This is a genomic window from Nostoc sp. CHAB 5836, from assembly GCF_020829445.1.
Classification (GTDB): domain Bacteria; phylum Cyanobacteriota; class Cyanobacteriia; order Cyanobacteriales; family Nostocaceae; genus Nostoc.
In genome coordinates this window covers 1-25485 of sequence record NZ_JAIVFV010000048.1, presented here as the reverse complement: position 1 = coordinate 25485, position 25485 = coordinate 1, and the positions used below count along the sequence as shown (strand labels likewise).

Annotated in this window: 22 protein-coding genes and 2 pseudogenes; 12 read left to right on the top strand and 12 right to left on the bottom strand. The window is 41.7% G+C overall.

Going from position 1 to position 25485, the window contains the following annotated elements:
• Positions 1 to 9: 9 nt before the first annotated feature.
• Together crtB and LC605_RS12170 are read right to left on the bottom strand one after the other, a co-directional pair.
• Positions 10 to 903 (bottom strand): cyanoexosortase B, encoded by an 894-nt coding sequence (gene crtB / locus LC605_RS12175; RefSeq protein ID WP_229547796.1) that lies wholly within the window; start codon positions 901 to 903, stop codon positions 10 to 12.
• 282 nt (positions 904 to 1185) lie between these two features.
• The gene (locus LC605_RS12170) at positions 1186 to 2370 is read right to left on the bottom strand and encodes a DegT/DnrJ/EryC1/StrS aminotransferase family protein (protein ID WP_229547814.1); all 1185 of its coding nucleotides are present in this window, start codon (positions 2368 to 2370) and stop codon (positions 1186 to 1188) included.
• Between the two features lie 776 nt (positions 2371 to 3146).
• On the opposite strand from LC605_RS12170, the gene LC605_RS12165 reads away from it, so the two are divergent.
• The 5 genes from LC605_RS12165 to LC605_RS12145 all read left to right on the top strand — a co-directional run bounded on the left by LC605_RS12165 (position 3147) and on the right by LC605_RS12145 (position 7631).
• Positions 3147 to 4700, top strand: coding sequence for a GAF domain-containing sensor histidine kinase (locus LC605_RS12165; RefSeq protein WP_229547795.1), 1554 nt, complete (start codon positions 3147 to 3149; stop codon positions 4698 to 4700).
• Positions 4701 to 4834: 134 nt separating this feature from the next.
• A complete protein-coding gene (locus LC605_RS12160) occupies positions 4835 to 6253 on the top strand; it encodes an IctB family putative bicarbonate transporter (protein ID WP_229547794.1) in 1419 nt (472 codons plus the stop codon).
• A gap of 193 nt (positions 6254 to 6446) precedes the next feature.
• Positions 6447 to 6713 (top strand): Arc family DNA-binding protein, encoded by a 267-nt coding sequence (locus tag LC605_RS12155; protein ID WP_229547793.1) that lies wholly within the window; start codon positions 6447 to 6449, stop codon positions 6711 to 6713.
• Positions 6710 to 7168 carry a type II toxin-antitoxin system VapC family toxin gene (locus LC605_RS12150; RefSeq protein ID WP_229547792.1) on the top strand — a complete coding sequence of 153 codons (459 nt, stop codon included), beginning with the start codon at positions 6710 to 6712 and terminating at the stop codon, positions 7166 to 7168. The genes LC605_RS12155 and LC605_RS12150 overlap by 4 nt, the downstream gene beginning before the upstream one ends.
• Before the next feature lie 16 nt (positions 7169 to 7184).
• The gene (locus LC605_RS12145) at positions 7185 to 7631 is read left to right on the top strand and encodes a thioesterase family protein (protein WP_229547791.1); all 447 of its coding nucleotides are present in this window, start codon (positions 7185 to 7187) and stop codon (positions 7629 to 7631) included.
• On the opposite strand, the gene LC605_RS12140 is transcribed toward LC605_RS12145, so the two are convergent.
• The 3 genes from LC605_RS12140 to menA are packed head-to-tail and all read right to left on the bottom strand — an operon-like array spanning position 7624 to position 11434.
• Positions 7624 to 9201, bottom strand: a complete 1578-nt coding sequence (locus tag LC605_RS12140; protein WP_229547790.1) for a 2-succinylbenzoate--CoA ligase — start codon at positions 9199 to 9201, stop codon at positions 7624 to 7626. The two genes, LC605_RS12145 and LC605_RS12140, sit on opposite strands and share 8 nt — an antisense overlap.
• Positions 9186 to 10493, bottom strand: coding sequence for an o-succinylbenzoate synthase (locus LC605_RS12135; RefSeq protein ID WP_229547789.1), 1308 nt, complete (start codon positions 10491 to 10493; stop codon positions 9186 to 9188). Before LC605_RS12135 ends, LC605_RS12140 begins: the two co-directional genes overlap by 16 nt.
• Positions 10494 to 10537: 44 nt before the next feature.
• A complete protein-coding gene (gene menA / locus LC605_RS12130; RefSeq protein WP_229547788.1) occupies positions 10538 to 11434 on the bottom strand; it encodes a 2-carboxy-1,4-naphthoquinone phytyltransferase in 897 nt (298 codons plus the stop codon).
• A 307-nt stretch (positions 11435 to 11741) separates the two neighbouring features.
• On the opposite strand from menA, the gene LC605_RS12125 reads away from it, so the two are divergent.
• Together LC605_RS12125 and LC605_RS12120 are read left to right on the top strand one after the other, a co-directional pair.
• A complete protein-coding gene (locus tag LC605_RS12125) occupies positions 11742 to 13154 on the top strand; it encodes an isochorismate synthase MenF (protein WP_229547787.1) in 1413 nt (470 codons plus the stop codon).
• Positions 13155 to 13165: 11 nt separating this feature from the next.
• Positions 13166 to 13975 (top strand): class I SAM-dependent methyltransferase, encoded by an 810-nt coding sequence (locus LC605_RS12120; protein WP_229547786.1) that lies wholly within the window; start codon positions 13166 to 13168, stop codon positions 13973 to 13975.
• Between the two features lie 624 nt (positions 13976 to 14599).
• Here LC605_RS12120 and LC605_RS12115 read toward each other — a convergent pair.
• The 4 genes from LC605_RS12115 to LC605_RS12100 form a co-directional block, all read right to left on the bottom strand.
• Complete coding sequence (locus LC605_RS12115) at positions 14600 to 14869, bottom strand: BrnA antitoxin family protein (protein ID WP_229547785.1); 270 nt, start codon at positions 14867 to 14869, stop codon at positions 14600 to 14602.
• Positions 14832 to 15110 carry a BrnT family toxin gene (locus tag LC605_RS12110; RefSeq protein WP_229547784.1) on the bottom strand — a complete coding sequence of 93 codons (279 nt, stop codon included), beginning with the start codon at positions 15108 to 15110 and terminating at the stop codon, positions 14832 to 14834. The genes LC605_RS12115 and LC605_RS12110 overlap by 38 nt, the downstream gene beginning before the upstream one ends.
• A 385-nt stretch (positions 15111 to 15495) precedes the next feature.
• Positions 15496 to 16803 (bottom strand): glutamate-5-semialdehyde dehydrogenase, encoded by a 1308-nt coding sequence (locus LC605_RS12105; RefSeq protein WP_229547783.1) that lies wholly within the window; start codon positions 16801 to 16803, stop codon positions 15496 to 15498.
• Between the two features lie 1181 nt (positions 16804 to 17984).
• Complete coding sequence (locus LC605_RS12100; protein WP_229547782.1) at positions 17985 to 18164, bottom strand: hypothetical protein; 180 nt, start codon at positions 18162 to 18164, stop codon at positions 17985 to 17987.
• 236 nt (positions 18165 to 18400) lie between these two features.
• On the opposite strand from LC605_RS12100, the gene ndhL reads away from it, so the two are divergent.
• The 4 genes and pseudogenes from ndhL to LC605_RS12080 all read left to right on the top strand — a co-directional run bounded on the left by ndhL (position 18401) and on the right by LC605_RS12080 (position 20952).
• On the top strand, positions 18401 to 18613 hold the full coding sequence (gene ndhL, locus LC605_RS12095) for an NAD(P)H-quinone oxidoreductase subunit L (RefSeq protein ID WP_229547781.1): 213 nt from the start codon (positions 18401 to 18403) through the stop codon (positions 18611 to 18613).
• Between the two features lie 512 nt (positions 18614 to 19125).
• Positions 19126 to 19437: a DUF3007 family protein gene (locus tag LC605_RS12090; RefSeq protein WP_190891582.1), complete on the top strand. Its 312-nt coding sequence runs from the start codon at positions 19126 to 19128 to the stop codon at positions 19435 to 19437.
• Positions 19438 to 19498: 61 nt separating this feature from the next.
• Positions 19499 to 20071, top strand: a pseudogene (trpA, locus tag LC605_RS12085) (tryptophan synthase subunit alpha); the annotation flags it as partial.
• Between the two features lie 218 nt (positions 20072 to 20289).
• On the top strand, positions 20290 to 20952 hold the full coding sequence (locus tag LC605_RS12080) for a heterocyst differentiation related protein (protein ID WP_229547780.1): 663 nt from the start codon (positions 20290 to 20292) through the stop codon (positions 20950 to 20952).
• Between the two features lie 619 nt (positions 20953 to 21571).
• On the opposite strand, the gene LC605_RS12075 is transcribed toward LC605_RS12080, so the two are convergent.
• Positions 21572 to 23476 carry a serine/threonine protein kinase gene (locus tag LC605_RS12075; protein ID WP_229547779.1) on the bottom strand — a complete coding sequence of 635 codons (1905 nt, stop codon included), beginning with the start codon at positions 23474 to 23476 and terminating at the stop codon, positions 21572 to 21574.
• A gap of 163 nt (positions 23477 to 23639) precedes the next feature.
• Between LC605_RS12075 and LC605_RS12070 the strand changes: the two genes are divergently transcribed.
• On the top strand, positions 23640 to 24125 hold the full coding sequence (locus LC605_RS12070; RefSeq protein ID WP_229547778.1) for a hypothetical protein: 486 nt from the start codon (positions 23640 to 23642) through the stop codon (positions 24123 to 24125).
• A gap of 124 nt (positions 24126 to 24249) precedes the next feature.
• Here the strand turns inward: LC605_RS12070 and LC605_RS12065 are convergent, their stop codons facing one another.
• Both LC605_RS12065 and LC605_RS12060 read right to left on the bottom strand, forming a co-directional pair.
• Positions 24250 to 24426 carry a hypothetical protein gene (locus LC605_RS12065; RefSeq protein ID WP_229547777.1) on the bottom strand — a complete coding sequence of 59 codons (177 nt, stop codon included), beginning with the start codon at positions 24424 to 24426 and terminating at the stop codon, positions 24250 to 24252.
• A 104-nt stretch (positions 24427 to 24530) separates the two neighbouring features.
• Positions 24531 to 25485 (bottom strand): annotated as a pseudogene (locus tag LC605_RS12060) (dynamin family protein); the annotation flags it as partial.

Here is a 25485-nt window from a genome sequence, read left to right as displayed (position 1 = left end):
AATGTTGTACTAACTTTCTCTTGCTTGCTCAGTTTCTGGAGATGCTGAGAAATAGCTATTAATCGAATTCAGTAAAGGTACTAATGACACTAGCATACAAGCAGAGTATAGATCACCACCCCAACCGTCATGAAGCCATTTAAAAGCCGCTTCTTGACCTGTGCCATGAAAGAAAGTTAGTAAAGTATTACGAATGATATTGGCAATAATACTAACGATCGCAGCCAGAGATAAAAACGCTGTAGTTGTACGGCGTGAAGACAAAGCATCTGTCCAATAAAGCAGCATCAAGCCGACGTAGAGAGTCGTGAACAACATTTTCAGCCCTGCACAGTAGGGCGCAACTTCTACAATCCGTCCTCCCACGTAGAGATTGATCTCATCTACGGTTACTTCCATACCAAATTGATTCAGTATGAAGCCTGCTGTGCCAGCGATGAAGCTTTGGAGAGGCAAGGTATAGGGAGCTATGAGATAGGGTACTGCCGTTGGAGTTGCTAAAAATACTAGTAGTAGAGGGAATCCTTGCGATCGCAAACCTGATATTCCCTTAAACCACAAGCATAATCCTACCAATATAACGGGCAAGGAAAGGTTAACCCACTCTGTAACACCGCTAAGATAAAATACTGCCCCTAATAATAAGAAAACAGCGCCCAAAGGATGGATGGTATCTGGCAAACGTTTCCACTTTTTCCGGTTCGTCCAGGCCAGATAAGCAGCAAATGGTAAGCCAATAATCCCGTGGCTGAAATATTCGTGTTCTGTACTGATATTTTTGTGCAGCCAACCATCTAACCAGTGTAGCAATATAGGAGCATAAAGCAGCAGTAAAACGCCTAAAATACCTAGATTTAACAAGTTTGATGCGTTTCTGTTTTTAATCTGTTGCTGGAGTGCCATGATTTTTAATAATTCAAAAACTCTCGGTTTTCAAGGGGATTGGGCATTAGACATCTCCATAAATTAAATATACGTTACCCAGAACCCTTGTAGAGACGTAGCACTGCTACGTCAAAACAATTCTTTTTCACTCCTAAGTAAGTTGGCAAGAATAAACCAAACTATATTACGAAACGTAAACACACCTTAAACCTTTATAAATGACGAAGGACAAATGACAAATGACAGCCTTAGCCAGTTAGCTTTATTTGCGTCGCTCTACTTATGTCTATTGAATTAACATCAGGCTACCACGCTGCCAAGGTCAGCAAAACAGGATTTATCTAGTTGAGAATTAGTTGAGACTGCATTGGCGATCGCTGCGACAACTTCTTTGACTTGGCTACTGCTTAAACCAGGATACATCGGTAATGATAGTATTTGCTTGGACAATTTTTCTGCTTGGGGAAAATCTCCCGGCTGATAGCCTAAGTTGGTGAATGCCGGCTGGAGATGGCAAGGAATTGGGTAGTGAATACCAGTTTGAATTCCTGCTGCTGTTAGTTGTTCCTGGAGTTGGTGTCGTTCTATTGGGCAAGAATCATCTACTTTAATGACATAGAGATGATAAACGTGTCCTGTATCACTTTGGTTTTCCATAGGAATAATCCCAGCAGTTGCCAATGGTGCTAGTTCTACATCATATTGCTGCGCAATAGTCAAGCGATCGCGATTCCACTGTGGCAAATATGGTAATTTCTGGTGCAGAACTGCTGCTTGTAAGGTATCCAAGCGGCTATTTGTACCTGGTTCAGTATGAAAATACTTTTGCGATGCACCATAATTTCGCAAGCGCCTCATCTTCTGGGCTACATCTGAATCTCGTGTCAATACCATTCCTCCATCCCCAAATGCTCCCAAATTTTTGCTGGGATAGAAACTAAAAGCTGCTGCTATTCCTACTGAACCAGCGTGATATCCGTCTCTTTGGGCGAGGTGTGCTTGGGCTGCATCTTCAAAAATTAGTAGTTTGTAGGTATCAGCAAAGTTCAATAACTGGTGTGGTGATACCATTTGACCATAGAGATGCACAGGGATAATTGCTTTAGTTTGAGGCGTAATTGCCTTTGCTGCCGACTCTAAATCAATTAAAGCTGTTTGGCGATCGCAATCTACTAAAATTGGCTTGGCGCCAGCGCGTAGCACCCCAATTAAGGTTGCGACAAATGTGTTTGCTGGTAAAATCACTTCATCGCCAGCACCAATATTACACCCTTGCAATCCCAGAGCGATCGCATCTGTCCCTGATGCAACACCAACTCCATATCCTGTCCCAGATAATGCCGCAAATGCTGCTTCAAAATCTGAGAGTGCTTGCCCTAAAATAAAATCTCCCTGTTCTAATACAGATTGGATTGCATCTTGTAATTTCGTTTGAATTGGTTCATGTTGTAACTTCAAGTCTACGAAAGGAACTCTAATAGTCATTTTATTCATTAGGAGTTGTCCTCAAAAAATATTTCCTCGTAGGGAAAAAATAGAAAAGCTTGCAAATTTTCAGTGTGAAATTGTTATGGGTTCAACTTATATATCGGACTACTATAGGACTACTATTTGATTTCTGAACAGATACGTAGGGTGCGTTAGCGTTTCGCGTAACGCACCGAATCCCTAAGAATGGTGCGTTACGCTGTCGCTAACGCACCCTACAAATACTTAATGTTGTTCAAAAATCAAACCGGATTCCTATATTTGACTTAGGACTTACGCAATAACTCCCTGAAACTCTTATTAGGGATTACCAGGAAATAAATTATCCCATCTTGTGGGGTGGGCGACACGAGGGCCCTTGACTATTGTTATCCGTATTTATTGTTACTTCAAATACGTATAAAATTATTTATAAGTAAATTTACGTTGAATATTGCCATAGGAATTTTCCCTTCTTTACATAAACAATGACAGAGCTTTGGTATTGTATCCTTAGCATTAGATTACCCTGACTGTATCCAAATCTAACGCAGTCTGATTGCAAAATCTCAAGCAATAGAGACTATAGCAGTGCTAAACAGAGAACATTCAGCACCAGTAACTACTAACTGGTAAAGACCGCATTACCGACTTAATGCAAGGGGTAAAAAAATTTTGCCCCAAATTTGTTTGTCAGAGGCAAAATTAGGGAATGCTTAAAATAGCAATTGGTAACCTAGAAATAGGACTTGTATCAATTACAGTATTGAGAAATTATTAAGGTAGCAGTGGCAATGGTAGAGCCTGAAAACAAATTATTTGCCTTAAAAGATGGTTGGGATTCTGACGAAACAAGAGAACAACAACGCCTCAAAGCTTTGTCAGATTTAGGTTTGCGCCAACCAGAAACGATTCCAGTTTTTGAAGAAGCCACTCAAACTGCTGCCCGCTTTTTGGAAGCACCAATTTCCATGTTGGGATTTGTGGATCAAGAACGCCACTGGTTTAAATCGGCAGTGGGCTTATCTAGGTTGGGACTAATGAATCATTTGGCACAAAGCCGCCAACTGTTACGCCGGGAATCCTTTTGCACTCAAGTAGTAGAGAGTTTTCAACTATTTGTAATTAATGATACACACAAACTAACAGATCCAGTACTTGCTAGCAGCAAGTTGGTGCAGGATTATGGTATTCGTGCTTACTTAGGAGCGCCACTTATTGATGCTGAGGGAAATTGTTTGGGTGCATTGGCGGTGATGGATTTAGCACCGCGCAATTTTACAACCCGAGATATTGAGTTTTTACAAATCATCGCTCGTTGGAGCATGAGTGAATTTGAACGTAACCGACTCCTGCAACGGAGACTCGAATCAAGCACTCCCGCGATCGCTCCGATATTTTCACTCAATGACGAACATAACACTGAGATTAAAATTACCCCGCCCACTAAAGATGGTGACCCTGTTTCAACCAAGCAACTGAAACTAGAACTTTTGGGTCAGCTAACTCATGAGTTACGCACGCCCTTAACATCTGTACTGGGTATGGCTAGTGTTTTAGGACGTGAGATTTATGGGCCTTTGACGACTAAGCAGAGAGAATATTTGGAAATTATCCAACACAGTGGTCGGTACTTACTTTCTCTAGTAAACGAAATTACCGAACTAGGAGCTATGGATGAAAACTCTACTGTGCTGAATCTGGCTCCTGTGGATATTGAAATGCTGTGTCAACAAGCTATCAATACCCTAGAAGAAGTGGCTAATCGCCGCGAGCAAGATATTCGCCTCTCTATAGAACCGGGACGCAATCGCATTTGGCCTTTAGATAAAGACAAGGTGCGGCAAATCCTTTATCACCTAGTTTTCAGTGTGATTCAACTTTCGGCTACAGGTAGCATTGTTCGCATTCATGTCTCTTACAAGGAAGATACACTCAACATTACCATTTGGGTTTCTCATCCCTGGTTGGGGGACGGCATAACTGAGGTTGATCCCTACTTCCGTCTCAATTCTTTATCGCTGCTGGATTTGACAGGTGAGGTAGCAAGTTATAATACTCGTGCAGAAAACCAGGAGCAACCAAATATTTCATCAATAGCAGTTGATAATTCCAAAAACTTGGGTGATTCCCACTTAAATTTCTTTGCTAGTGGTTCAGGTATAAATTTAGCTAAATCACATGGAAGTCTTTCTCGTGAAAGCTTAGGTTTATTGCTAAGTTGTCAACTCGCAGAGTTGCATGGTGGACAAATCCTGATTCAAGGTTCACCAGAATCAGGATATCGTTATGTGCTTTCTTTGCCACTACAACTGGCGACTCCCTCACAAGCAATTAACGAAGTCTAATCATCGGGATTGGTGACTGGGGATTACGGAAGACGTATTTTCTATCTATCTCGGTTATTACCTTTTTATAGCCATAGGCATTATGATCAATTCCAAGTTCTGCGTCGGCAGGCTAATTGATCGCAATGTTTTTTATGAATTTAGTCTGGCAACGATTTACTTTATCATCTTTACCGCTCAAAGAATATCTTGCTACCAGTTACGTACACCGTTCTCTGGTCGGACTATTAAGTTCTTGGCGGCAAACCAGCGTCTTACTCCAGTGGGGAAATGCAACAGCAGCTGCTTTACTCAGCTTAATATATGCTCTTGCACCTTTTGTTTCGAGTACGTTGGTAGGTTTGTTGCTGGTGGCTTGTGTCGGATTCTGGCTGTTGTTGACTTTATCTGATGAAGCAACACCAGCAGATGTCTCCTCAGTCACTCCTATTCACCTACTGGTATTGCTTTACTGGGTAATTGCCGCAGTTGCAACCGTATTATCACCAGTCAAAAGGGCGGCGCTTAACGACTTGGGAACGTTGACCTTGTATTTGCTGCTATTTGCTCTTTGTGCCAGGGTATTAAGGTCGTCTCGCCTCCGTTCGTGGATTATCGTCCTTTATTTGCACGTATCGTTAATTGTTAGTGTGTATGGGTTGCAGCAATGGTTTTTTGGAGCCACAGCACTAGCAACTTGGGTTGATCCAGAATCTCCTTTGTCTAAGACTACAAGGGTCTATAGTTATTTAGGAAATCCCAACTTATTGGCTGGATATCTCTTACCAGCAGTAATTTTTAGCTTAGTGGCAATTTTTGCATGGCAAAGCTGGCCTAAAAAAGCGTTAGCATTAACTATGCTAATTGTCAATACTTCTTGTCTAATTCTGACTTTTAGTCGTGGCGGCTGGATTGGACTAGTGGTGGCAGTTTTGGCTGTGATGGCATTACTAGTTTATTGGAAAAGCTTGGAAATGCCTCCTTTTTGGCGTACTTGGTCACTGCCCATTGTCTTGGGAGGCTTGATCGGGATACTGGTACTAGCAGTGATATTGATACCCACATTCCGCGAGCGAGTGTTAAGTATTTTTGCCGACCGTAAAGATAGCAGTAATAATTTTCGCCGAAATGTGTGGGATGCTGTTTTTGAGATGATTCGCGATCGCCCGATTATTGGCATTGGCCCTGGTCATAACTCTTTTAATCAAGTTTATCCCCTCTATCAACGCCCTCGTTACACAGCTTTGAGTGCCTATTCGATTTTGTTGGAAGTGACTGTAGAAACTGGCTTTGTTGGTTTAGCCTGCTTTCTGTGGCTAATAATCGTCACATTCAATACGGCATTTTTGCAAATGCGACGATTGCGACAACTCAGAAGTGTAGAGGGATTTTGGTTAATTGGAGCGATCGCTATTTTGTTGGGCATGGTAGCTCACGGCACAGTAGATACTGTCTGGTATCGTCCGGAAGTCAATACCCTCTGGTGGCTGATAGTTGCCTTAGTTGCCAGTTATTGGACACCTTTAGCTCAAAACCAGACAAATTCCTCTAGCTTAGAAGCAACAGGAAACTAATAGACATCTGGTAGAAATTAAATATGCGTTACCCAGAACCCTTGTCTTGACGTAGCAGTGCTACGTCAAAACAATTCTTTTTCACCAGACGTCTAATATAAATCAATACGGTTCACTTAAGAGCGATCGCCCCACTCCCCCTTTTGCTTGCATCGTGCTAGCATAAAAATAAATCCTGCTTCGAGGTAAGGCGATGGCTACCCTTTATGTAAGAAATTTACCCGATGATTTGTATGCAAAGCTGCAAGAGTTAGCGGCATCTGAACACCGTTCCATTAACGCTCAAGTTATAACTCTGTTAGAACAAGCTTTAAAAACTGAAGCACAGCAAACAGAAGAAGAGAAACGAAAAAATGTGCCAAAACTTTTAGAGGAAATCCGTCTTCGCCGTGAACAGCTACCAACTGATATCGAATGGCCTGATAGCACTGCCATGATTAGAGAAGATCGGGACAGATGACAATTCCTCTTAGATGCGTCGTCGATGCGAGTGTGTCCGTTAAGCAATTTATTCCCGATCCGCTAACAGCCAAGGTTAATCAACTATTTGCTCACCTTGCCTATCCCCAAACAGAAATCTTTGTACCTGACTTATTTTATATTGAGTGTGCAAACGTTTTGTGGAAGTATGCTCGTGCAGGTCGTTACGATGTTTCTTTGATTCAAGGGAATTTAGCTAGTCTCAAAGCTTTCCCCTTGCGTGTTGTCTCGACAGCAGATTTGATGGCTGATGCAGTTGCGATCGCCTTAAATTATGAAATCTCTGCCTACGATGGCTGTTATGTTGCACTTTCACAGCAGGTAGGTGCTACTTTGCTGACTCTCGACGGGAAGCTGGTAAGGGCTTTAAACGCTTCGTCTTACAATGTTTCCTTGTTTAATGACTTTGAGGTTCCGCCGTTGGAGTCAATATAATATTCAATTATCAAAAATGCCTTTTACTTATAACCGCACAGTTCGTTTTCATGATACTGATGCTGCTGGGGTAGTTTATTTTGCTAATGTTTTGGGTATTTGCCATGAAGCTTATGAAGAATCTTTAGAAGCATCAAGTATTAATCTCAAAGTTTTTTTTACTCATCCGTCTGTGGGGTTTCCCATTGTTCATGCTAGTGTGGATTTTTTGCGCCCTATGTTTGTTGGGGATAAGTTGCTGATTAGTTTAATTCCCCAAAAAATAGGTGTTGATAAGTTTGAAATTACTTATGGAATTACGGTGGCTGAGGTGGTAGTTGCTAAGGCTATTACTAGGCACGTTTGTATTGATGTGAGTAGTAGAAGTAAGCAGGAATTACCTGATGAGATTATTCAGTGGTTGGAGACGAACCACAGAGACGCAGAGGGCGCAGAGAGAAGAAGGTCGAGGGAGATTATGTGATGGGATTTTGGAGGAATTCTGTGGCTATTTGCTGTAGTTGTTGGCGGTTAATTTTGCCTTGGAAGTTGCGGGGTAAGTTTTGCTGGGGAATCCAATATTTAGGGATTTTAAATTTGCTGAGTTTGTCTTTGAGAAGGGTTTGGATTTTTAAGGCAGAGGTATCTGATTTTTTGGGAATGTAAATCGCTGTTAAGGCTTGTCCCCAGTGTTTATCTGGGATGCCGATGACACAAATATCGGCAACCATTTGAGTTGATAGGATAGCTGATTCAATCTCTGCTGGGTAAATATTTTCTCCACCTGTAATAATTTTGTCGCTGTTACGTCCGACTATATTTAAATGACCTTGATCGTCTAAAAAACCTAAATCATCTACTTGGAAATCAGCTTGATTTTCTCTGGCTATCGGATAGTAGCCCTCACTTTTCGCGTCATCTGGAAAAACCAACGCTAAACCTAACCCCCTAGCCCCCTTCCCTACCAGGGAAGGGGGGAAAATCAAAGCCTCTCCCTTTGTAGGGGAGAGGTTTGGAGAGAGGTTTTCCAGATCCCGTGAAAAGTAAGGATAGTAACCAAGGGCTAGAGATTGAGCATAAATGGTGATATTTCCGATTTGATTGGAATTTAAAATTTCGCCTTGCTGATTGCGAATAGTTACTTTTGCATGGGGAAGAATTTGACCACTGCTAATTTTCCCGCAGAGAAAATCATCTGGTTTGAGGGTAGCAATTTGAGAGGCGGTTTCTGTCATGCCATAGGTAGGTGCTAACCGGATGCGATAAAATCTGGCTTTTTCTAGTAGTTCATTCCATGCTGGCGCACCTCCCAAAAGTACAGTATTAAATTGGGATAGCCATTCAGTTAATTCTGGATTTTGCAAGAGGCGTTGTAACTGCGTTGGTACTAAAGATATAAAAAATTCTGATTGTTTAATATTTAAGATTTGACTAGATTCTACGGCTTTAAATGGTTGAATAGCCAGTTTACCTCCGGTGGTGAAAGAGCGGATAAATTGCATTAAACCGCTAACGTGATATAGCGGTAATACACAAAATGAATTGACTTGTTTGAGTTGAAAGTATTCTGTAAATCCTTGTACGGATGCTGTGAGAGTTTCCCAAGTGTGGATGGCAAACTTGATCTGTCCCGATGAACCACCTGTGGGAATCATTATGAGTGGGGATGAGGGGGATGAGGGGGATGAGGGGGATGAGGGAGAAAGGGTAGTGTTTTCTTCCGAATCCCCACTTTCCATTCGCCATTCTCTATTGCCCATTCCCCAAATAATATCTGGCTGCACTAAATTAAAGACTTGTTGCCGTTCTTGTGTTCCCCAGTCGGGGTTACACAGAAAAACTTGACTATTGGCTGCACAAGCGGCAATAAAACTTGCTATAAATCGTAATGGTTCGCGTTCGGCTAAGATGATTTTTGGTGGTGTTTTACACGCTGATAATTGTGTTAGTTCTAAATATAATTCTTCAAATATTTGATTAAATTGATGTCTATTATAACCGATAAGCCAATCATCCTGAGTTAGGTTATTAAGACAATCTAAAGGTCGTTCCATAAACTTTGAAGCCAGGTTTCTTCTTGTTCAAAAAAATGGTCGATGCCAAAACCAATTGCTCTGTTGTTTTGGGATAATTCGGCTGCTAGTTGGAGTGCTGCAAGTCTTCCGATCGCAGTTTCAAATACGGATGAAAATACAGTATCAATTTTATGCTGGTGGCAAAACTTTCTCAGACGAGATGGTGAACCAACGATCGCAGGTTTAATGACAAAAATCCCTCGCCAACCTTGTTGATGACAGGCGGCGAGTTGCGCAAGTGTGGCGACAGATTCATCTAAAGCGATCGCAGTTTCGTAACTCCGACTCAATTCCAACATCTCCTGAAATTGCTCTACGGGTAGCGGTTGTTCGATAAATTCAATTTCTATATCTAGTTCTTTATTTGCCTTGAAATTGTCGCAAGTTCGCAGCCATAAGTTAGCTTCTTCATAGTTAAGTCCACAGTTGGCATCTAATCGAAGTTTGGTAAAAGCTGGTAAAGTGTGTATCAGTGACTCAAAAATTTCTAGTTCATCAGCGATCGCATACACACCTATTTTCCACTTAAACGTGTGATATCCCTGCTCCCACAGCGTTTCCCATTGATTTAAAGCCGCTTCCCCAGCTGATAATAAGGCACTGTAGAAGAGTGAGTTAGGAGTTGGGAGTGAGGAGTTTGGAGTTTGGAGTGAGGAGTTAGGAGTTGGGAGTGAGGAGTTTGGAGTTGGGAGTGAGGAGTTTGGAGTCAGGAGTGAGGAGTGAGGAGTCAGGAGTGAGGAGTCAGGAGTCAGGAGTGAGGAGTTTGGAGTCAGGAGTGAGGAGTTTGGAGTCAGGAGTGAGGAGTCAGGAGTGAGGAGTGAGGAGTTTGGAGTGAGGAGTGAGGAGTTTGGAGTTATAAAATTATCTCCCTCATCTCCCTCATCTCCCTCATCTCCCTCATCTCCCTCATCTCCCTCATCTCCCCCACCTCCCCCACTCCCCATTCCCCACTCCCACGCTGACTCAAAGCCAAATTGACAAGCAGGTAACTCATCTGGGATGGAGAAAATTATCTCCTCTGTGATTTTTTCTGGAAGTTGGCGACAAAAATCTAAGGCTTGTTCTAGGGTTTCGGAACCAAACCAGCTAATGGGGGCGATTTCTCCCCAGCCGACTTTAAGATTTTCGTCGGTGAGACGGAGGATAATACCTTCACGAATATCCCAATTACCGTGACTGGTTGTAAGCGGTGTCTGACGACAAGCCACTGCGTATCTACGCACAAATCTTCGCTGATAAGGACGAAATTCTAATCTGTAGTCATTAGTCATTAGTCACTCTCCCTCTGCTGTCATGCCTAATGGCCAATGCCCAACTAAATCATAAATCCCAGTCCAAACAACAAGCAAGCCCAGAAATGCACCGCTACGGCGATGAATTTACAGTTACTAACTTTGTCTGGCTGATTGTGGTTTTCTTGGACGTGGCGACATAATTTGAAGGCAAAGGGTAAACTCACCCAACTCAGTAATGTCCAAGGTGGAGAAATTCCCCATAGCACAAACAGCAAGGTGAGGGTATAAATGCTACCAGTAAACCAACCTAGGAGTTGGGCACTTTTTGCTGTTCCTAGACGGACGATAGGCGATCGCTTGCCTGCGGCTATGTCATCCTTAACTTGGTGAAAGTGTGAGCAAAACAAAATTAAGGTTGTGGCAATCCCAACAATGACTGAGGCTGCTAAACTTGTCATTGACCAAGTTTGGGTTTGGCTGTAGTAGGCTGCCTCCACTGCTAAGGGGCCAAAGGCAAAAAAGCAAAGAATCTCGCCTAAACCCTGATATCCTAAGCGAAAGGGAGGCCCTTGGTACATATAGCCCAAACCACAGCACAGCAGAATTATGGCGATCACAGTTAGGTCTTGTTGCCAAAAAGCGATCGCTAGTATGCCCAGCAACCCCAAACCTAAACACAAATTTCCTATCCAAAATATTAATGGCTTATTGTCTGTTAAGTTCACCAGAGAATGGTGCTTATTTTGATCAATACCTGTTTCGGAATCAAAGACATCATTACTGATATTTTCCCAGGCGAGAATTAAGATTGCCGCAGCGACAAAAGTAGAAAATACTGCACCATTAAAAATTTTAGTTTCGGCAAATGCTACTGCTGTTCCTACCCAAATGGGCATAATGGCAACGCTGTACATTGGCGGTTTAATCGCTGCCATCCATAACTTAGTGTTGGGATATAAAATCTGCTTGGTTGTCATCAGTCGTGATTAATTAAATTGCCGGAATATTACTCTCACTTGAGATTTTTTGATTGAAAGAGACGCTAGATATTCATCAGCTAAAAACAACTACTAGTTTGACTGTGGATTGTTCACCTTGTGTTGTTAATACTCTACCCTGACGTTGCAGCCTCCGGCTGCAACTGTCTTGTCAGGGTCTAGGAACACCACGAACAAGGCAAATCCTACGCTGGTGAAATGACAACTTAATATGTTACCTGTAGAAATACGACCACGATTAATTACACTTTAGGAAGTTAACTTAAAAAAAATTTACTATAGATCCATGACAGTTTCACCATGTCGTAGCAACCTCTTTGTACACAAAGATTTATATCAATTTTTGGTAGCAGTGCAAGAAAAGTGCGTCAAAAATAATTGCAGGCAAATTGTCAGTATCTCTCAGGAGATCGATTTAGTTGACCCTTTACTTGTATTAGATCAACTTACACAAGCAAATGAAATAAATTTTTACTTTGAGGACAAAGGCAAAGGAGAAGCGATCGCGGCAATTGATGCTGTGGCAAAGTTACAAATTGATGGTGTAGATCGTTTTACTCAAGGCGAACATTTTATCAAATCTTGTCTAAAAAATATAATTAATTTTGGTAACACTAGCCAAGGTTTTTCTGGGCCTCACTTTTTTTGTTATTTCAGCTTTTTTGATAAAAATGCCCAAGTAGATTATCCATTTCCGTCTGCTACCATCTTTCTTCCCCGTTGGCAAGTAGCTGTTAAAAATCAGCGTTGCATATTAGTAACAAATATAATTATCAATGAAAGTGTAAGTGTTCAAAGGTTGTTGGAGAATGTGCAAAATAAAATTGAATTTATCCAATCTTTAAAATATTACTCTGCTAATATTGATTGTTTTCCAGCAAAGTTATACAATAAATCTGTCACGAATGCTACTGGGTTTAAACGTTCAGTAGTATCTGTTTTGGAAAAAATTAGGTCTAGTCATTTAAGCAAGATTGTCCTAGCAGATATATTAGATGTCAAATCAAGCAACCACTTTGATTTAGTTAAATCCTTAAATAATCTTAGACGGATACATCCTAATTGTTATATTTTTTCAACAAGTAATGGCAAAGGACAAAACTTTATTGGTGCCAGTCCAGAAAGATTAATTAGTATTAATAATCAACAGTTAATCACTGATGCTTTAGCTGGTTCTGCACCACGAGGTAAAACCCCTGCTGAAGATGCAGCTAATGCCAATCGCTTGCTTAATAGTGAAAAAGAAAAGCACGAACATTCACTGGTGCTTGATTTCATTACACAACGCCTATGCCAGCTAGGTTTATTACCCCAAATATTAGCACCACGGCTGCGACAATTATCGAATATCCAACATTTATGGACACCAATCAGTGCTATAGTTCCAGCTAACATACATCCATTAAAGATTGTCGCCCAATTGCATCCTACACCAGCCGTTGCTGGTGCAGCAAGAGATGTAGCCTGTGCCGAAATTCGGCGTTACGAAAGCTTTGAGAGAGGTTTGTATGCTGCGCCTCTGGGTTGGATAGATTCTCAGGGGAACTGCGAGTTTATTGTCGGAATTCGTTCAGCATTGATTGATGGCGATCGCGCGAGATTGTATGCTGGTGCTGGTATCGTGGCTGGATCTGATCCTGATAAGGAGTTTGCAGAGGTGCAGCTGAAACTTCAGGCGTTATTGAAAGCGTTAGTTTAAAGAGAGGATTTATGAATGCTTACAAACAGCAAGTAATTCAATTTTACGATGCTAGAACTGCCTATGATCATGAAGAAGGTACTCAACATCCCCTAGAAGCAAGTCTCCTACTTGAATCCGTACCACTCCAGCCAGGACAAAAAATCCTTGATATTGCAACTGGAACGGGTTTAGTTGCGATTCCCGCCGCTTTAAAAGTTGGTTCAACAGGCTATGTTATTGGTATAGATATGACTCCTGGAATGCTATATCAAGCCAGACAAAAAGTTGCAGCAACAAAATTACAAAACATCGAATTAATTGAGGGTGATGCAGAATATATAAACTTTAGTGATGGTAATTTTGATGTCATTTTTTGCTGTTCAGCAATTGTACTGCTTACCGATATCCTTGGCAGCTTACAAAAGTGGTATCGTTTTCTCAAACCAGGGGGATTCGTAGCGTTTACTTGCCCTCCCGAAACTGCTTATATGGCATCTGTTTATGTTAATATATGCGCTGGAGTCTTAGGCATATCGCCACCACATATTCTTGCATCCCTTGGTACTACAGAAAGGTGCGAGGGTTTGTTACAACAGGCAGGTTTTCAGGATATCGATATCAAAATTGAACCGCGTGGACGATATCGCAATTTTAGTAATGAAAAATTATCCCAGAAGACAATTAATTTAAGTTTTAAAGGCAATCCCCTGTTACCAAAACTATCACAGGAACAATTAGATCAGTTACAAGTTGCATACCACGCCGAAATTGAGAAGCTAGCAACTGTTGAAGGAGTTTGGGAAGATACCACAACCTTCTTTGTTCGTGCTAGAAAATAAACCTCTTCCCAACCCTTCATTAGAGAAAATGAGCAATTTAAGTCTTGAACAAAAGGGCTGTATTATTGGCAGGGCTATTTCATTTTAGACATAAACCACCCGGAACTGAAGTTCCTGGCTCATAGCTAAAGTCCGTTTTAACGGACTACAACCCAATACAGTTGGGTTAAGTATTTCTTTCTTCTCTTTGCGTCCAACTCTTACGAGACGCACTCGCGTTTGTGGTAGCCTGCGGCAAGCCGCTTCTCTACGAGACGCTGCGCGAATGCGTCTCAATACGGTTCAGTTAAGGATAATTGTAGGTTGGGTTGAACTTTAGTGTTACCCAACAAACGCCCGTTGTAGGTTGGGTTTCGTTCCTCAACCCAACCTACACATTTTTATTTTTTGGGCTTAACTGAACCGTATTGGAATGCGTCTACGTTAAAAACACTGACTTTTACTGAGAGTTTTAGCCTTAACCCAAGGGTATTGGACTATAACCTTTTCTCAGTCGTCTTGAGACGACTTTCGCTATTAGACTCAGAATTAATTCTGAGGCGGGCTAGATGAGAATGAAATAGCCCTGGTATTATTGGTCAGATAAAGAATCTTTGAAACTCGCTAAATTAAAAATGATTTTACTCATTTGTTACCACTATTTTGGATGTGTTGACGCAAGACAGAATTGATCAGTGTTTTGTATTCGACACTTTGGGATTGAAACCAAGCTATCACATCTGGATCAATCTGAATTAAGTTCCGTGCTTGAGTTGCTGGTAATCTCAACATTGCTTTCTCGAAAAACTCATCGTTTAACGGCGGAATATCAGAATAATCAATGTCGTCATCTGACATCGATTCTAATGCTTCCCAATTAGTATGTGAGATATTGTTCAAATCGTTGGCGCTCATATCGATTTGCCCTTCGTGCTGAAATAATTCGGATGATATCATTTTGCCGTTCTATCCAGATGACCACCGCTACGCCGTTACCGAGAAAACCGATACCTCGCGAGCGTTCTTCACCATAATCAAAACGGTTATCTAGCTCAATTAGCATCGTACTATCAAACATTTTAGGAACATCGGCAAAGTCAATTTTATGTTTGCAGATGTTTTCGAGATTCTTTGCGTCATCCCATTCAAACTGCATGAAAGTTCAAAGAAAACTAATTTGGCTGATATCTATATTTTGTTCCAAAATCAAATCGGATTCCTATAGTAAACCTTAGTATATAAGGCAATACGGTTCACTTAAGGCTAAAACTCTTTTTCTTTAACGAACCACAGAGGCGCAGAGAACACAGAGAGAAGAGAGAAAGAGAGGGAAGAAATGCTTAACCCAAGTGTATTGGTATATAAGGTAGATTTCAATACTGCGTAGGTTTTTAATATTTGTAGGTTGGGTTGAGCCTTTGCGAAACCCAACAAACCCCGCTCTTCGGTTGGGTTTCGTTCCTCAACCCAACCTACAGATTTTTTATTTTTTTGCCAAAACCTGCGCAGTATTGAGGTAGATTTTTCAAATATAAGGCTGTTTATATAAAATCTCGATGAGTCAAAGCTTTAGCATTAGCCCCAGTATAAGTAGCAACTATATGACCATCACCAGTCATTTGATATTTGTACGTCACTAACCCCTCTAAACCTACAGGGCCACGAGGAGGCATTTGTTGTGTACTAATTCCTACTTCTGCACCGAAACCATAGCGGAAACCATCAGCAAATCTGGTAGAACAATTGTGGAATATATTGGCTGAATTTACCAATCCAAAAAAAGTTTCGACAGATGCTAAATCTTCAGTAATAATAGCGTCAGTATGACGAGAACCATATTCGTTAATATGTGCGATCGCATCTTCTATAGAATCTACAATCTTGATCGACAAAATCAAATCGCTGTATTCTGTTTCCCAGTCTATTTCTGTTGCAGTTTTGATATTCGGTAAAATTTCCCAGGTGCGTTTATCACCTCTTAATTCTACATGGCGTTCTTGCAAAGCCTCAGCAACTTTTGGTAAAAACTCTGTAGCAATAGAGGCGTGAACTAGCAAAGTTTCAATTGCATTACAAACAGCAGGATATTGGGCTTTTGCATCTACTGTAATCGGAACTGCTTTAGAAATATCTGCCGCTTTATCTATATAAAGATGACAAATCCCATCAGCGTGACCTAATACAGGGATCCGTGTATTTTCTTGCACAAAGCGCACAAAGGAATTAGAACCTCTAGGAATAATTAAATCTACATATTTATCTAACTTCAAAAGCTCTAGAGTTTCTTCTCTAGTTGTCAGCAACTGTACCGCATCGGGGTTAACAGCAGTTTGAGATAATCCTTGCTTAATTGCCTTAACGATCGCTTCGCAAGAACGCACCGCTTCTTTCCCGCCTTTGAGGATTACACCGTTACCCGATTTGATCGCCAAAGAAACAATTTGAATCGCCGCCTCTGGACGGGCTTCAAAAATAATCCCCAAAACACCTAAAGGACAAGTAATCCGCTTGAGAATTAAGCCAGTGTCAAGTTCGCGGTGAATCTGTACTCTCCCGATCGGATCAGCTAGCTTACCGACATCTTGCACCCCAGCGATCGCATCTCTTAATTTATGTTCATCCAACTGCAAGCGCTTATAAAGCGGTTGAGAAATTCCCACCGAAGTTGCTGCTTCACAATCAGCGACGTTTGCTTGTAAAATTTCATCTCTAGCCGATTCTAAAGCTTGGGCGATCGCAACAAGGGCTTGATTTTTTGCCTCCGTGGAGAGAATCGCTAGCTTCCTTGCAGCTTGGCGCGTTTGTCCTGCGATCGCAATTAGGGGTGAACCAATGTTAAGAATAGTCATAGCATCTTGCAATGGCGCTAACACGTAGATGTTTGTTGTTGGCACTCACAACCAAATTTTACCACGATTGACCGCGTTAGCTAGCCTGCAAGCCTCTTAAAATCCCACGAGTTGCTTCTCTCTCAGCACGCTTTGTGACTGAGTTTCCCCCAGGGCTATTTCATTCTAGACATAAACCACCCAAAACTGAAGTTCCAGGCTCATAGCTAAAGTACGTTTTAACGAACTAAGTAAGTCGGCAAGAATAAACCAAACTATATTACGAAACGTAAACACACCTTAAACCCCAATACAGTTCAGTTAAGCATTTCTTTCTTCTCTTTGCGTCCAACTCTTACGAGACGCTGCGCGAAAGCGTCCTTCTCCCAGGGGGAGACGCACTCGCGTTTGCGGTAGCCTGCGGCAAGCCGTTCGCGTAGCGTCTCTAAGAGTTGCGTCTACGTTAAAAAAACTGACTTTTACTCAGAGTTTTAGCCTTAACCCAACCGTATTGCCTTAAACCCTTATAAATGACGAAGGACAAATGACAAATGACAGCCTTAGCCAGTTAGCTTTATTTGCGTCGCTCTACTTATAACCTTTTCTCAGTCGTCTTGAGACGACTTTCGCTGTTAGACTCAGAATTCATTCTGAGGCGGGCTAGATGAGAATGAAATAGCCCTGGAGTTTCCCCCATCCCGTATAGCGTTTCCTAATCACATGAGGTACATCGAAACCCCCCTCTTTGCTTGCGGGGAGGGGGTTGGGGGTGGGGTTCTTGTACTTTACTGAATTGAGAACCGCTACATATTCTTACGAGCTATATAGAACTCGCCCATAGTTTCTATGGAAGCCTTTCGGCATTTTAGATGTTTAGTGGGGGTGGAGGGACTTGAACCCACACGACCTTTTACGGTCAACGGATTTTCATTCTCCCGCAGTTTTCACTGCTACCTGATGACAATAGCCAGATCAGATTTTGAGAATTGGACTCTCCCTTTACCCTCGACTTAACGTTAGGGTAGCTCCCGTCGGGTCTCTGCACCTTCCCTTAATTTGGGATTTTGAATTGAAGACTAATCGTAAATCTCAAATCGCAAATCTCAAATTTTTGGGCTTGGCTCAGGATTGCCATGTCTGTCACCAGATTTAGGTTTCCCTGAGTTTGAGAGCTTCCACTTGAGGGATTTCTCCTTCAAGGCTCAGTTATCTAAGTCCGTAGCGTCTACCATTCCGCCACACCCCCATTGGTCTTTGGCAACTAGTATAACTAGTTGTTTTTTGGAGGCAGCAAATACCTCCTCATCTATTCCACCATTAATTGTGTCTTTTGTCCAACTAGATCGAAAATATTTTTTCCAAATTGTCCGATTGTTTTCCATCGTTGAAAATTTTCTTGGTTTTCTCGTAATCAATTTGGCTGAGTTTTCGATCTTGTCTGACTAGAGCTTTGTTTGCTAGTGGATTTATTATCGTAGCATAATATCTCCTTTTATCAATCAATTTGGACATAAAGGAGGAATTCTGGCGTAGTTATTTTGAAAGCGTCATGACTTACTTTCCTCAGTTTGGCTCTTCAGCCTATGATGGAAAACAGATGCTTAAGACTTGAAAGTTTATGATCGTCGCCCTGCTGTATGTGATTTTGGCTGGAGCTTACCTTTTGGTAATCCCGATCGCTGTCTTGCTTTACCTGAAACAGCGTTGGTATGTAGCTACCTCCATCGAGCGTACTTTTATGTACTTTTTGGTGTTTTTCTTCTTTCCGGGTTTATTGGTTCTGTCGCCGTTTCTAAATTTTCGACCCCAACGGCGACAAATTGAAGTTTAACGTGTCGCGGGAGTCCCCACCCTCAATGTACTCATACTCTTGGGGATGAATAGCTCTTGTTGAGGATTACATCTGGAATTGATTTAAAACATAAGTAAAAAATCAGTTCCAGATGTATGACGAATCCCGCTTGTTTTTCTGGTAGGATACTGAAGTCTTGACCATCAATGCCATAAGCGAAAACCAAGCTAATAGGTATATGTTGCAAGAATAAAATTTGGGTCTTGGCAACCAGGACTCCTGACAAGAGGAGGGAATGTCAGACTTTCTAGTACTACAAAGTTCTCTTGGCTATTCCCGATGAATTGGGAGAGCTACGTCCGTCTTAGGGCCTGACTTTTCACGGTATCTGGAAAACCTGTCTTCTATTTCTCTCTTCCTTTAAGGAGAGACACTTTGAATTTTCCCCCTTCCCGACTAGGGGAAGGTGGTTAATCGTTAGCTTTTCCACATGACGTGAAAAGTCAGCTTAGGGCGGGGTAGTTCACAGAGATTGGTAGGTCATAACTCTCATGCGACGGATTGACGCTATTGGAATTGGCTTGGGTGTTTTTATTGCCGGCGGCTTGGCATATGTAGGATTGCAGCTAGTCGGTTTGGATAATCAGCAAGCTGGGATATGGAGCCAAGTCTTACTAATCAGTGGGTTAGTTGGCTGGTTAGCCACCTATTTTTTCCGGGCGGTGGGACAAAAAATGACCTACCACCAACAACGGGAACAGTATGAGCAAGACTTTCTGCAAAAGCGGTTAGATGAGCTTACTCCCGAAGAACTAGCACGAATTCAAGCCCAAATAGAACAAGAAGAGCAATCCCAGGTGTAAAGTGATCATTGGTCAGTAGTCCTTTGTCATTTGTCCTTTGTAACTTGCCTAAGACTAATGACCAATACTTCGACTAGTTCTGTTAATCTATTACAACTCAATTTTGCACCGGGGGATTGAAAAATTTCTTCGGCAAATTGCTGCGGCTGGGGTCGCAGGATTGGTAATCCCTGACTTCCCCTTAGAGGAAGCAGCAGACTTGCTCCAAGCAGCTAGTAAGATGGGAATTGATGTAATTTTGCTGGTTGCTCCCACCAGTTCGGCAGAACGAATAGAAGCGATCGCTCGTTCTTCTCAAGGATTTATTTATTTAGTCAGCGTCACTGGGGTGACAGGGGTGCGATCGCAACTCGAAATCCGAGTGTCTGATTTACTCAAACAAATTCGTGGTGTTACTGATAAACCCATCGCTGTAGGCTTTGGGATCTCTGAAGCTGCACAAGCCCATCAGGTAAGGGAGTGGGGCGCAGATGGAGTGATTGTGGGCAGCGCTTTTGTGAAACAGTTAGCTCAAGGTACACCAGACCAGGGACTTTTGGCGATCGCTCAATTTTGCCAAAGTCTCAAAGCAGCCATCAAGACCACCAACACCAGCACAAATACTTCTCTTGATTCCACCGATAAAGTAGATTAAAAAAGTTTAACAACGCAGGTTTTTAATTCTTCCTTGCTAGACAATTTGACCATTATGGTCTTGAATATTAACATTAGATCTGATCATGTAAAAAAACTAGCTGATATAGTCGCTTATAGTTTGAGTATTATGTGAAATCAAGTAGGCATAATTTATGAGTGTGAGAGTGAGTCAGTCAGAAATGATTATAGTTACGTCGCAATTGAGGAGCAAAGGCGATGAGTGAGAGTATGGCGTTTATCGGCGGAGTCGCCGTAGCTGGGCTGGCAGCTCTCGTATTGCTCAAAGGAACAAATACCCCCCTACAACCTAACTTCGCTGTTGCTCCGCAAATGCCAGGGACAGTAGTAGCGCCGGGAATACAGCCACCAATGTACCCTTACGGCCCCTATGGGCAACCAATGTATCCCGGTCAGGTTCAGCCGCCCACTGCTCCCAATACTGACCAGCGTCTGGAGATGGAGAAGCTGAATACCCAGATGCAGCTGGAGCGTTTAAAAAACGACAATGAACAACTGAAGTTGCAAAATCAACAACTTCAAGGCCAAGTCCAAAATTTCAACACTCAGCAGCAGTGGCAATTAGCCCAGCAGAATAACCAACAAAAAGTGGCAGCACTTCAGCCGCAAAATCCTTGGTGGTCTTCACCTGTAGTTTGGGCTGTGGGAGGCGCAACTCTCACTATTGGTGGTGGTGTTGTCGTCGCTGGGGTATTGGCTTTATTCTCACCACGGCAGCGTCCAGCCCGTACTGTACAAGTGATTCACCCCTACCAAGGAAATACACCGCCCTTGGTTCCAGTCCGTCGCGCTGAGTTTTTGCCTGCTTCGCGGATGGAAGCAAGACGAGTTGAAGCCCAAGAATACGACGAAATGCAGTAAGTAGGTCGGCGCAATTAAAGATAACTGGTGATGGCTGTCATTTGTCCTTAGTCATTCGTCATTGGTAAGGGTTTCAAGCCTATTTACGTTTTGTCACATAGTTTGATTTATTTTCACCGACTTGCTTAATCGCAAATATTTGTTAGTAAAAATAGCAATTACTACAAATGCGAGTAAGTGTAAGTAAAAAATGTTGGACAAAAGCATTTAGGTGAAAAGTATACAGGGTAGCACTGTTAAATTCTCACCTAGATGCTTTGCTTTTACATAAATTATTAATCATTCAAAAACAGTCGTTTGAAGTTCAGAGGGATTAGGAGAATTGTCAATCTTGAAGCTGGGATGAGTTTTTTGGGAAATTTTAATACTTTGCATAATGCAATACAGTTCAGTTAAGCATTTCTTCCTTCTCTCTTCTCTTCCTTTGCGTCCAACTCTTACCAGACGCACTCGCGTTTGCGGTCTTCTCCCAGGGGGAGACGCTACGCGATTGCGGTTCGTTAACAAAATTGACTTGTTTCTTTCTCTTCGTGTCTATTGGTAATAAATAAAGGTAATAAAATTATCTATTATTCATTATCAATAGATGCTTAAACAGCATGGTTAATCAACCTTGATACTACAAACCTGATTTCGGAGTTTCTGTAGCATTAGGACTTTTTGTAGTGGCAGGTTGGTTAGTATCGGGAAATTTTTGTTGAGTATTTTTCTGATTACCTTGATTTTCTATTTTAGTTAGTGCCTGTTTTGCGAGATTTTCGGCTGCTTGTTTAAATAATGGTTCTATTTTATTTCGCCAGTATTTAGTATTAGGCAATTTTTCTGGATGGTTTCTATAATCTAAAACTTTATCCCATTTCCCATCATCTATTGCTTTATTGATCTCATTAGATAACGCCTCCGCCTTAGCCCAATCTTCCTGCCACTGGGCAATCATTTTGCCCGTCTCTTGGATACCAGAAGCAGCACTTTCCGGAATCGACTTCAAAAGCGCGATCGCTCCAATTATATCTCCTGATTCATACTTCTGTTTTGCTTGTTCTATAATGTTGGCACTGTTATCACTAGGCTGTAATTGAGCTAATTTATCGGCATCGGAAGTTGACCCCTCAGACTTTTCTGGTAATGGAGTTGCTACATTCCTAGATTTTGGTTTTAACTTAGGAATTGGTCGAGTTGCAATCAGGGTATCATCATCTACAATCTTAGTTGCAATGCCCTTTTCACGTAGGCAAGAACCCCATTCTTGATTATTGGTTATCACATCTGAGTGTGCCCAAGCCAATTTACCAGATTTAAGTTTAACTTCTATCCAACCTCGTTTTGTTCCCTTGCCAGTAACTTCAAAATTGGTGTTATCTGCAACTGTTTGCAAAATATTATCAGAATTTATTGAACTAGGTTCAGAACGTATATTAGAATTGCCGACAACAATAGCCGAGCATTTGTTTGCTAAGGCGGTATCGTTACCTGTAATATTAAAAGCTAAATTTTTCACATTTGGATATACATTTGCTACCAAGGCAGCCGTACCACCCGCCAATAATATGCCAATTAATATCGGCCAGGGGTCGGATTTGCTAGAGTCTTTAGGCGCAGGTCTAGCGGGGACAGGATTTGCTGGTGCAACTGCAACTGTTTGCAACCGAGATACTTGAGGTCGGGATTTGGTGAATTCTTGAGATGTGGAAACTGCTGGTACAGGATTAATCGCGTCTTTACACGCTTGCAGTGCTTCCGTGGCGTTTTGGTAGCGGTCTTTGAAGTGATAACGCACCATCTTAGACAATACTGCCGCCAATTGATGATTCACGGTTACTGAATGACGCCAGATGATTTCCCCCGTTGCTGGGTCTTCTTGCAATTCTGTTGGCTGTAATCCTGTTAATGCTTGAATGGCAATGATGCCAAGGGAATAGATATCGCTGTTGGGACGGGGTTTACCTTGCCCTTGTTCTGTGGGCATATAGCCAGGAGTGCCAATAACTACCGTGGCAGAGGCTTGTCCGCCCACTGCCACCATTTGTGTACGCAGTTGCTTTACTGCCCCAAAATCTACTAAAACTAGCTTATTATCTGAGGTGCGACGAATGATATTATCCGGTTTGATATCGCGGTGAATCACGCCTTGACGATGCACAAAATCGAGAATTTCCAGAACTTCTTGCAACAGTTGAATTACTTGGCTTTCACTCCAGCGCTTACCAGGTATAAGTTCCTCAGTTAGAGTACGTCCTTCAATATATTCTTGTACTAGATAAAATTCTTGGTTTTCATCAAAGTACGCTAGCAGCCTGGGTATTTGGTCATGGTTGCCCAGTTTTTCTAAGGTTTCGGCTTCGCTGTTGAACAGGCGTTTAGCAGTATCAAAAACTCTGGGGTCAGTTCCGGGTTTGAGGTGCTTGACAACGCAGATGGGATTTCCTGGTCGCCTAGTATCTTGGGCAATGTAGGTTTGACCAAATCCTCCCATTGCGAGGACTCGAATTACTTGGTAACGATGGTCTAGTAGCTTGCCGATCATATTGCCTCCCCAGAGTTATTACCTAATTTTCCAGCTGGTAATAAATATCTCCAAATTTTCTTCAATGAAATCCGCTATCTTGAGAAAAGATTTAGATTAAAAACGCAGCTTTTTAATAAACGCAGACTGTTTATTTTTCTTTTAGTGCCCCTGTTTATTACCAATGCCACCTAAAATAACCAACTCAGTTGCATGGCAGCAAGCTGAAATCCTCATGCAACCAGCTTTCATTCGTGTTATCGACAATATCCGCAAGCAGCTTGATGAATCTTCCTGGACGGGAACTTACCACGATGTCTTGATTTGGCCGCCTAGCACTACTGATGAAATCAAAGCATTGGTGACTGAGCTATTGCAAGCAATGGAAACTGCAACGCCCGAAGAAGCCGATGAAATCAGAGGAACTCTGGCTCGTCTGCCGATGCCCCATCCAGGATATCATCTACGTTTGCAGCGTCAACAGCAAGAAGCGAGTATCGATTTGTGGGAACTGTGTTATCAAGTGTGTTTTATTGAATACACCCCAGAGAGGGAAGCTGCTGATATTGATACTAGTTTAATTGATGAATTAGGTGAAGTGGATTGGTTGCGTTTGGATGCTAAGGCAAAGGAGTTAGTTGAGGAGGCTTTTGCTAAATTGCCAGAATAGTAACAAATAAAATGCCCTCAGAATAGAATTCTGGGGCTATACAAACGAAACCCACCTGCGTGGGTTAATGAGGTAAGGCGATCGCTTTTTCAGCCTGTCTGGGTTGAGGAAGTGGTCTAATCGCCTATCTAATTCTTTGCGATGGCTTCCAACTATCCAAAGATGCTCGAATAGCGGTTAATTCAAACAGATACTTAGTAAGTTTTTCTTTCTGAAGATTAAGGATTTCACGAATTTGTTCAGCCTCCGCTTCTTTCGTATTCCGTTCTTTCAGTAAGCGGTCAAAATCATCTTCAAACATTTTAATAAAGTCATTGATTTGCTGTTCTGCACTTCTAAAATCTTCCTCAATTTGTTTTTCAATGACTCGTTGTAAAAGTTGTTGATTTTTTAAGACCTGCTCATCTATCTTCTGCTTAATTTGTTTTGTTGTTTCGCGTAAGTCAATTTCGTAAAAATCTTGCTGTTCTTGGTATGAAACATCACATAATAGACTTCATTCGAGTTGCAGCAACTACTGTCTTTTTTTGCTTCTTTTCGTGTGCGAGTAAACACCTCTTGCTGGTATTGAATTTCTGCATCTATTCCTCGAAAATCAAAGCTAGGAAACTGAATATCATTTATATTTATCTGAACGTTCAAAGATTTCCCAAGATATAGAGAAAGTTCATTTGATATCTGTTGAATATCTTCTTGTATTTTCTCAACTAAAGCTTCTCTTATTTTGGTGCCATCCCTAACTAGTTTATCTTGAGTGTCTAACCACCAACTTTGAATATGAGGAGCGCAAAATTCATTGATAGTAGTGCCAATCATTTGAGCTTCATCTCTAGTTTTTACTCTAATGATATATGAGTCTGATATGTTGAAGGAATCTTGATACTCAGAATCAGGAATATTCAATGAGTCGGGAACAGATTTCTTCATACTGTCTAGCAAAGAGTTGCTTGTTTTCAGTACTGTTTTAAGTCCTTTTCCTAAAACTTTGCCTATCCCAGGAATAAACTCTAATACTGTTCCACCTATTTCTCCAGCAATAGCAAACCAGTCAACATATTGATGTACGCGACTTTGTAAGTTATCAAACTGTTTAATATTGTGTTCTGTGGATTTGCCTACCCTAGAGCGAGCAATGTGATCAATTTCATTTTGAATTTTATCTTTTGCTTCGCAAGCAAATATACTAACTCCCTGGACAAAACCCTTTATTAGTATCTCTTTTTGCTGTTCTACAGACTTTTTTACATTTGCAACCTTAATTTTAGCAAATTCAGAATGTCTCCGGTAATCCTCTACTTTTATCTTGAGGGATTCAATTGTTATATCCCAACCACTAAACTGTGTATTCAAAGAATTTTCA

Coding starts and splice junctions, on each gene's coding strand:
- crtB (WP_229547796.1), bottom strand. CDS start 903: ATGGCACTCCAGCAACAGATTAAAAACAGAAACGCATCAAACTTGTTA.
- LC605_RS12170 (WP_229547814.1), bottom strand. CDS start 2,370: ATGACTATTAGAGTTCCTTTCGTAGACTTGAAGTTACAACATGAACCA.
- LC605_RS12165 (WP_229547795.1), top strand. CDS start 3,147: ATGGTAGAGCCTGAAAACAAATTATTTGCCTTAAAAGATGGTTGGGAT.
- LC605_RS12160 (WP_229547794.1), top strand. CDS start 4,835: ATGAATTTAGTCTGGCAACGATTTACTTTATCATCTTTACCGCTCAAA.
- LC605_RS12155 (WP_229547793.1), top strand. CDS start 6,447: ATGGCTACCCTTTATGTAAGAAATTTACCCGATGATTTGTATGCAAAG.
- LC605_RS12150 (WP_229547792.1), top strand. CDS start 6,710: ATGACAATTCCTCTTAGATGCGTCGTCGATGCGAGTGTGTCCGTTAAG.
- LC605_RS12145 (WP_229547791.1), top strand. CDS start 7,185: ATGCCTTTTACTTATAACCGCACAGTTCGTTTTCATGATACTGATGCT.
- LC605_RS12140 (WP_229547790.1), bottom strand. CDS start 9,201: ATGGAACGACCTTTAGATTGTCTTAATAACCTAACTCAGGATGATTGG.
- LC605_RS12135 (WP_229547789.1), bottom strand. CDS start 10,493: ATGACTAATGACTACAGATTAGAATTTCGTCCTTATCAGCGAAGATTT.
- menA (WP_229547788.1), bottom strand. CDS start 11,434: ATGACAACCAAGCAGATTTTATATCCCAACACTAAGTTATGGATGGCA.
- LC605_RS12125 (WP_229547787.1), top strand. CDS start 11,742: ATGACAGTTTCACCATGTCGTAGCAACCTCTTTGTACACAAAGATTTA.
- LC605_RS12120 (WP_229547786.1), top strand. CDS start 13,166: ATGAATGCTTACAAACAGCAAGTAATTCAATTTTACGATGCTAGAACT.
- LC605_RS12115 (WP_229547785.1), bottom strand. CDS start 14,869: ATGAGCGCCAACGATTTGAACAATATCTCACATACTAATTGGGAAGCA.
- LC605_RS12110 (WP_229547784.1), bottom strand. CDS start 15,110: ATGCAGTTTGAATGGGATGACGCAAAGAATCTCGAAAACATCTGCAAA.
- LC605_RS12105 (WP_229547783.1), bottom strand. CDS start 16,803: ATGACTATTCTTAACATTGGTTCACCCCTAATTGCGATCGCAGGACAA.
- LC605_RS12100 (WP_229547782.1), bottom strand. CDS start 18,164: ATGGAAAACAATCGGACAATTTGGAAAAAATATTTTCGATCTAGTTGG.
- ndhL (WP_229547781.1), top strand. CDS start 18,401: ATGATCGTCGCCCTGCTGTATGTGATTTTGGCTGGAGCTTACCTTTTG.
- LC605_RS12090 (WP_190891582.1), top strand. CDS start 19,126: ATGCGACGGATTGACGCTATTGGAATTGGCTTGGGTGTTTTTATTGCC.
- LC605_RS12080 (WP_229547780.1), top strand. CDS start 20,290: ATGAGTGAGAGTATGGCGTTTATCGGCGGAGTCGCCGTAGCTGGGCTG.
- LC605_RS12075 (WP_229547779.1), bottom strand. CDS start 23,476: ATGATCGGCAAGCTACTAGACCATCGTTACCAAGTAATTCGAGTCCTC.
- LC605_RS12070 (WP_229547778.1), top strand. CDS start 23,640: ATGCCACCTAAAATAACCAACTCAGTTGCATGGCAGCAAGCTGAAATC.
- LC605_RS12065 (WP_229547777.1), bottom strand. CDS start 24,426: ATGTTTGAAGATGATTTTGACCGCTTACTGAAAGAACGGAATACGAAA.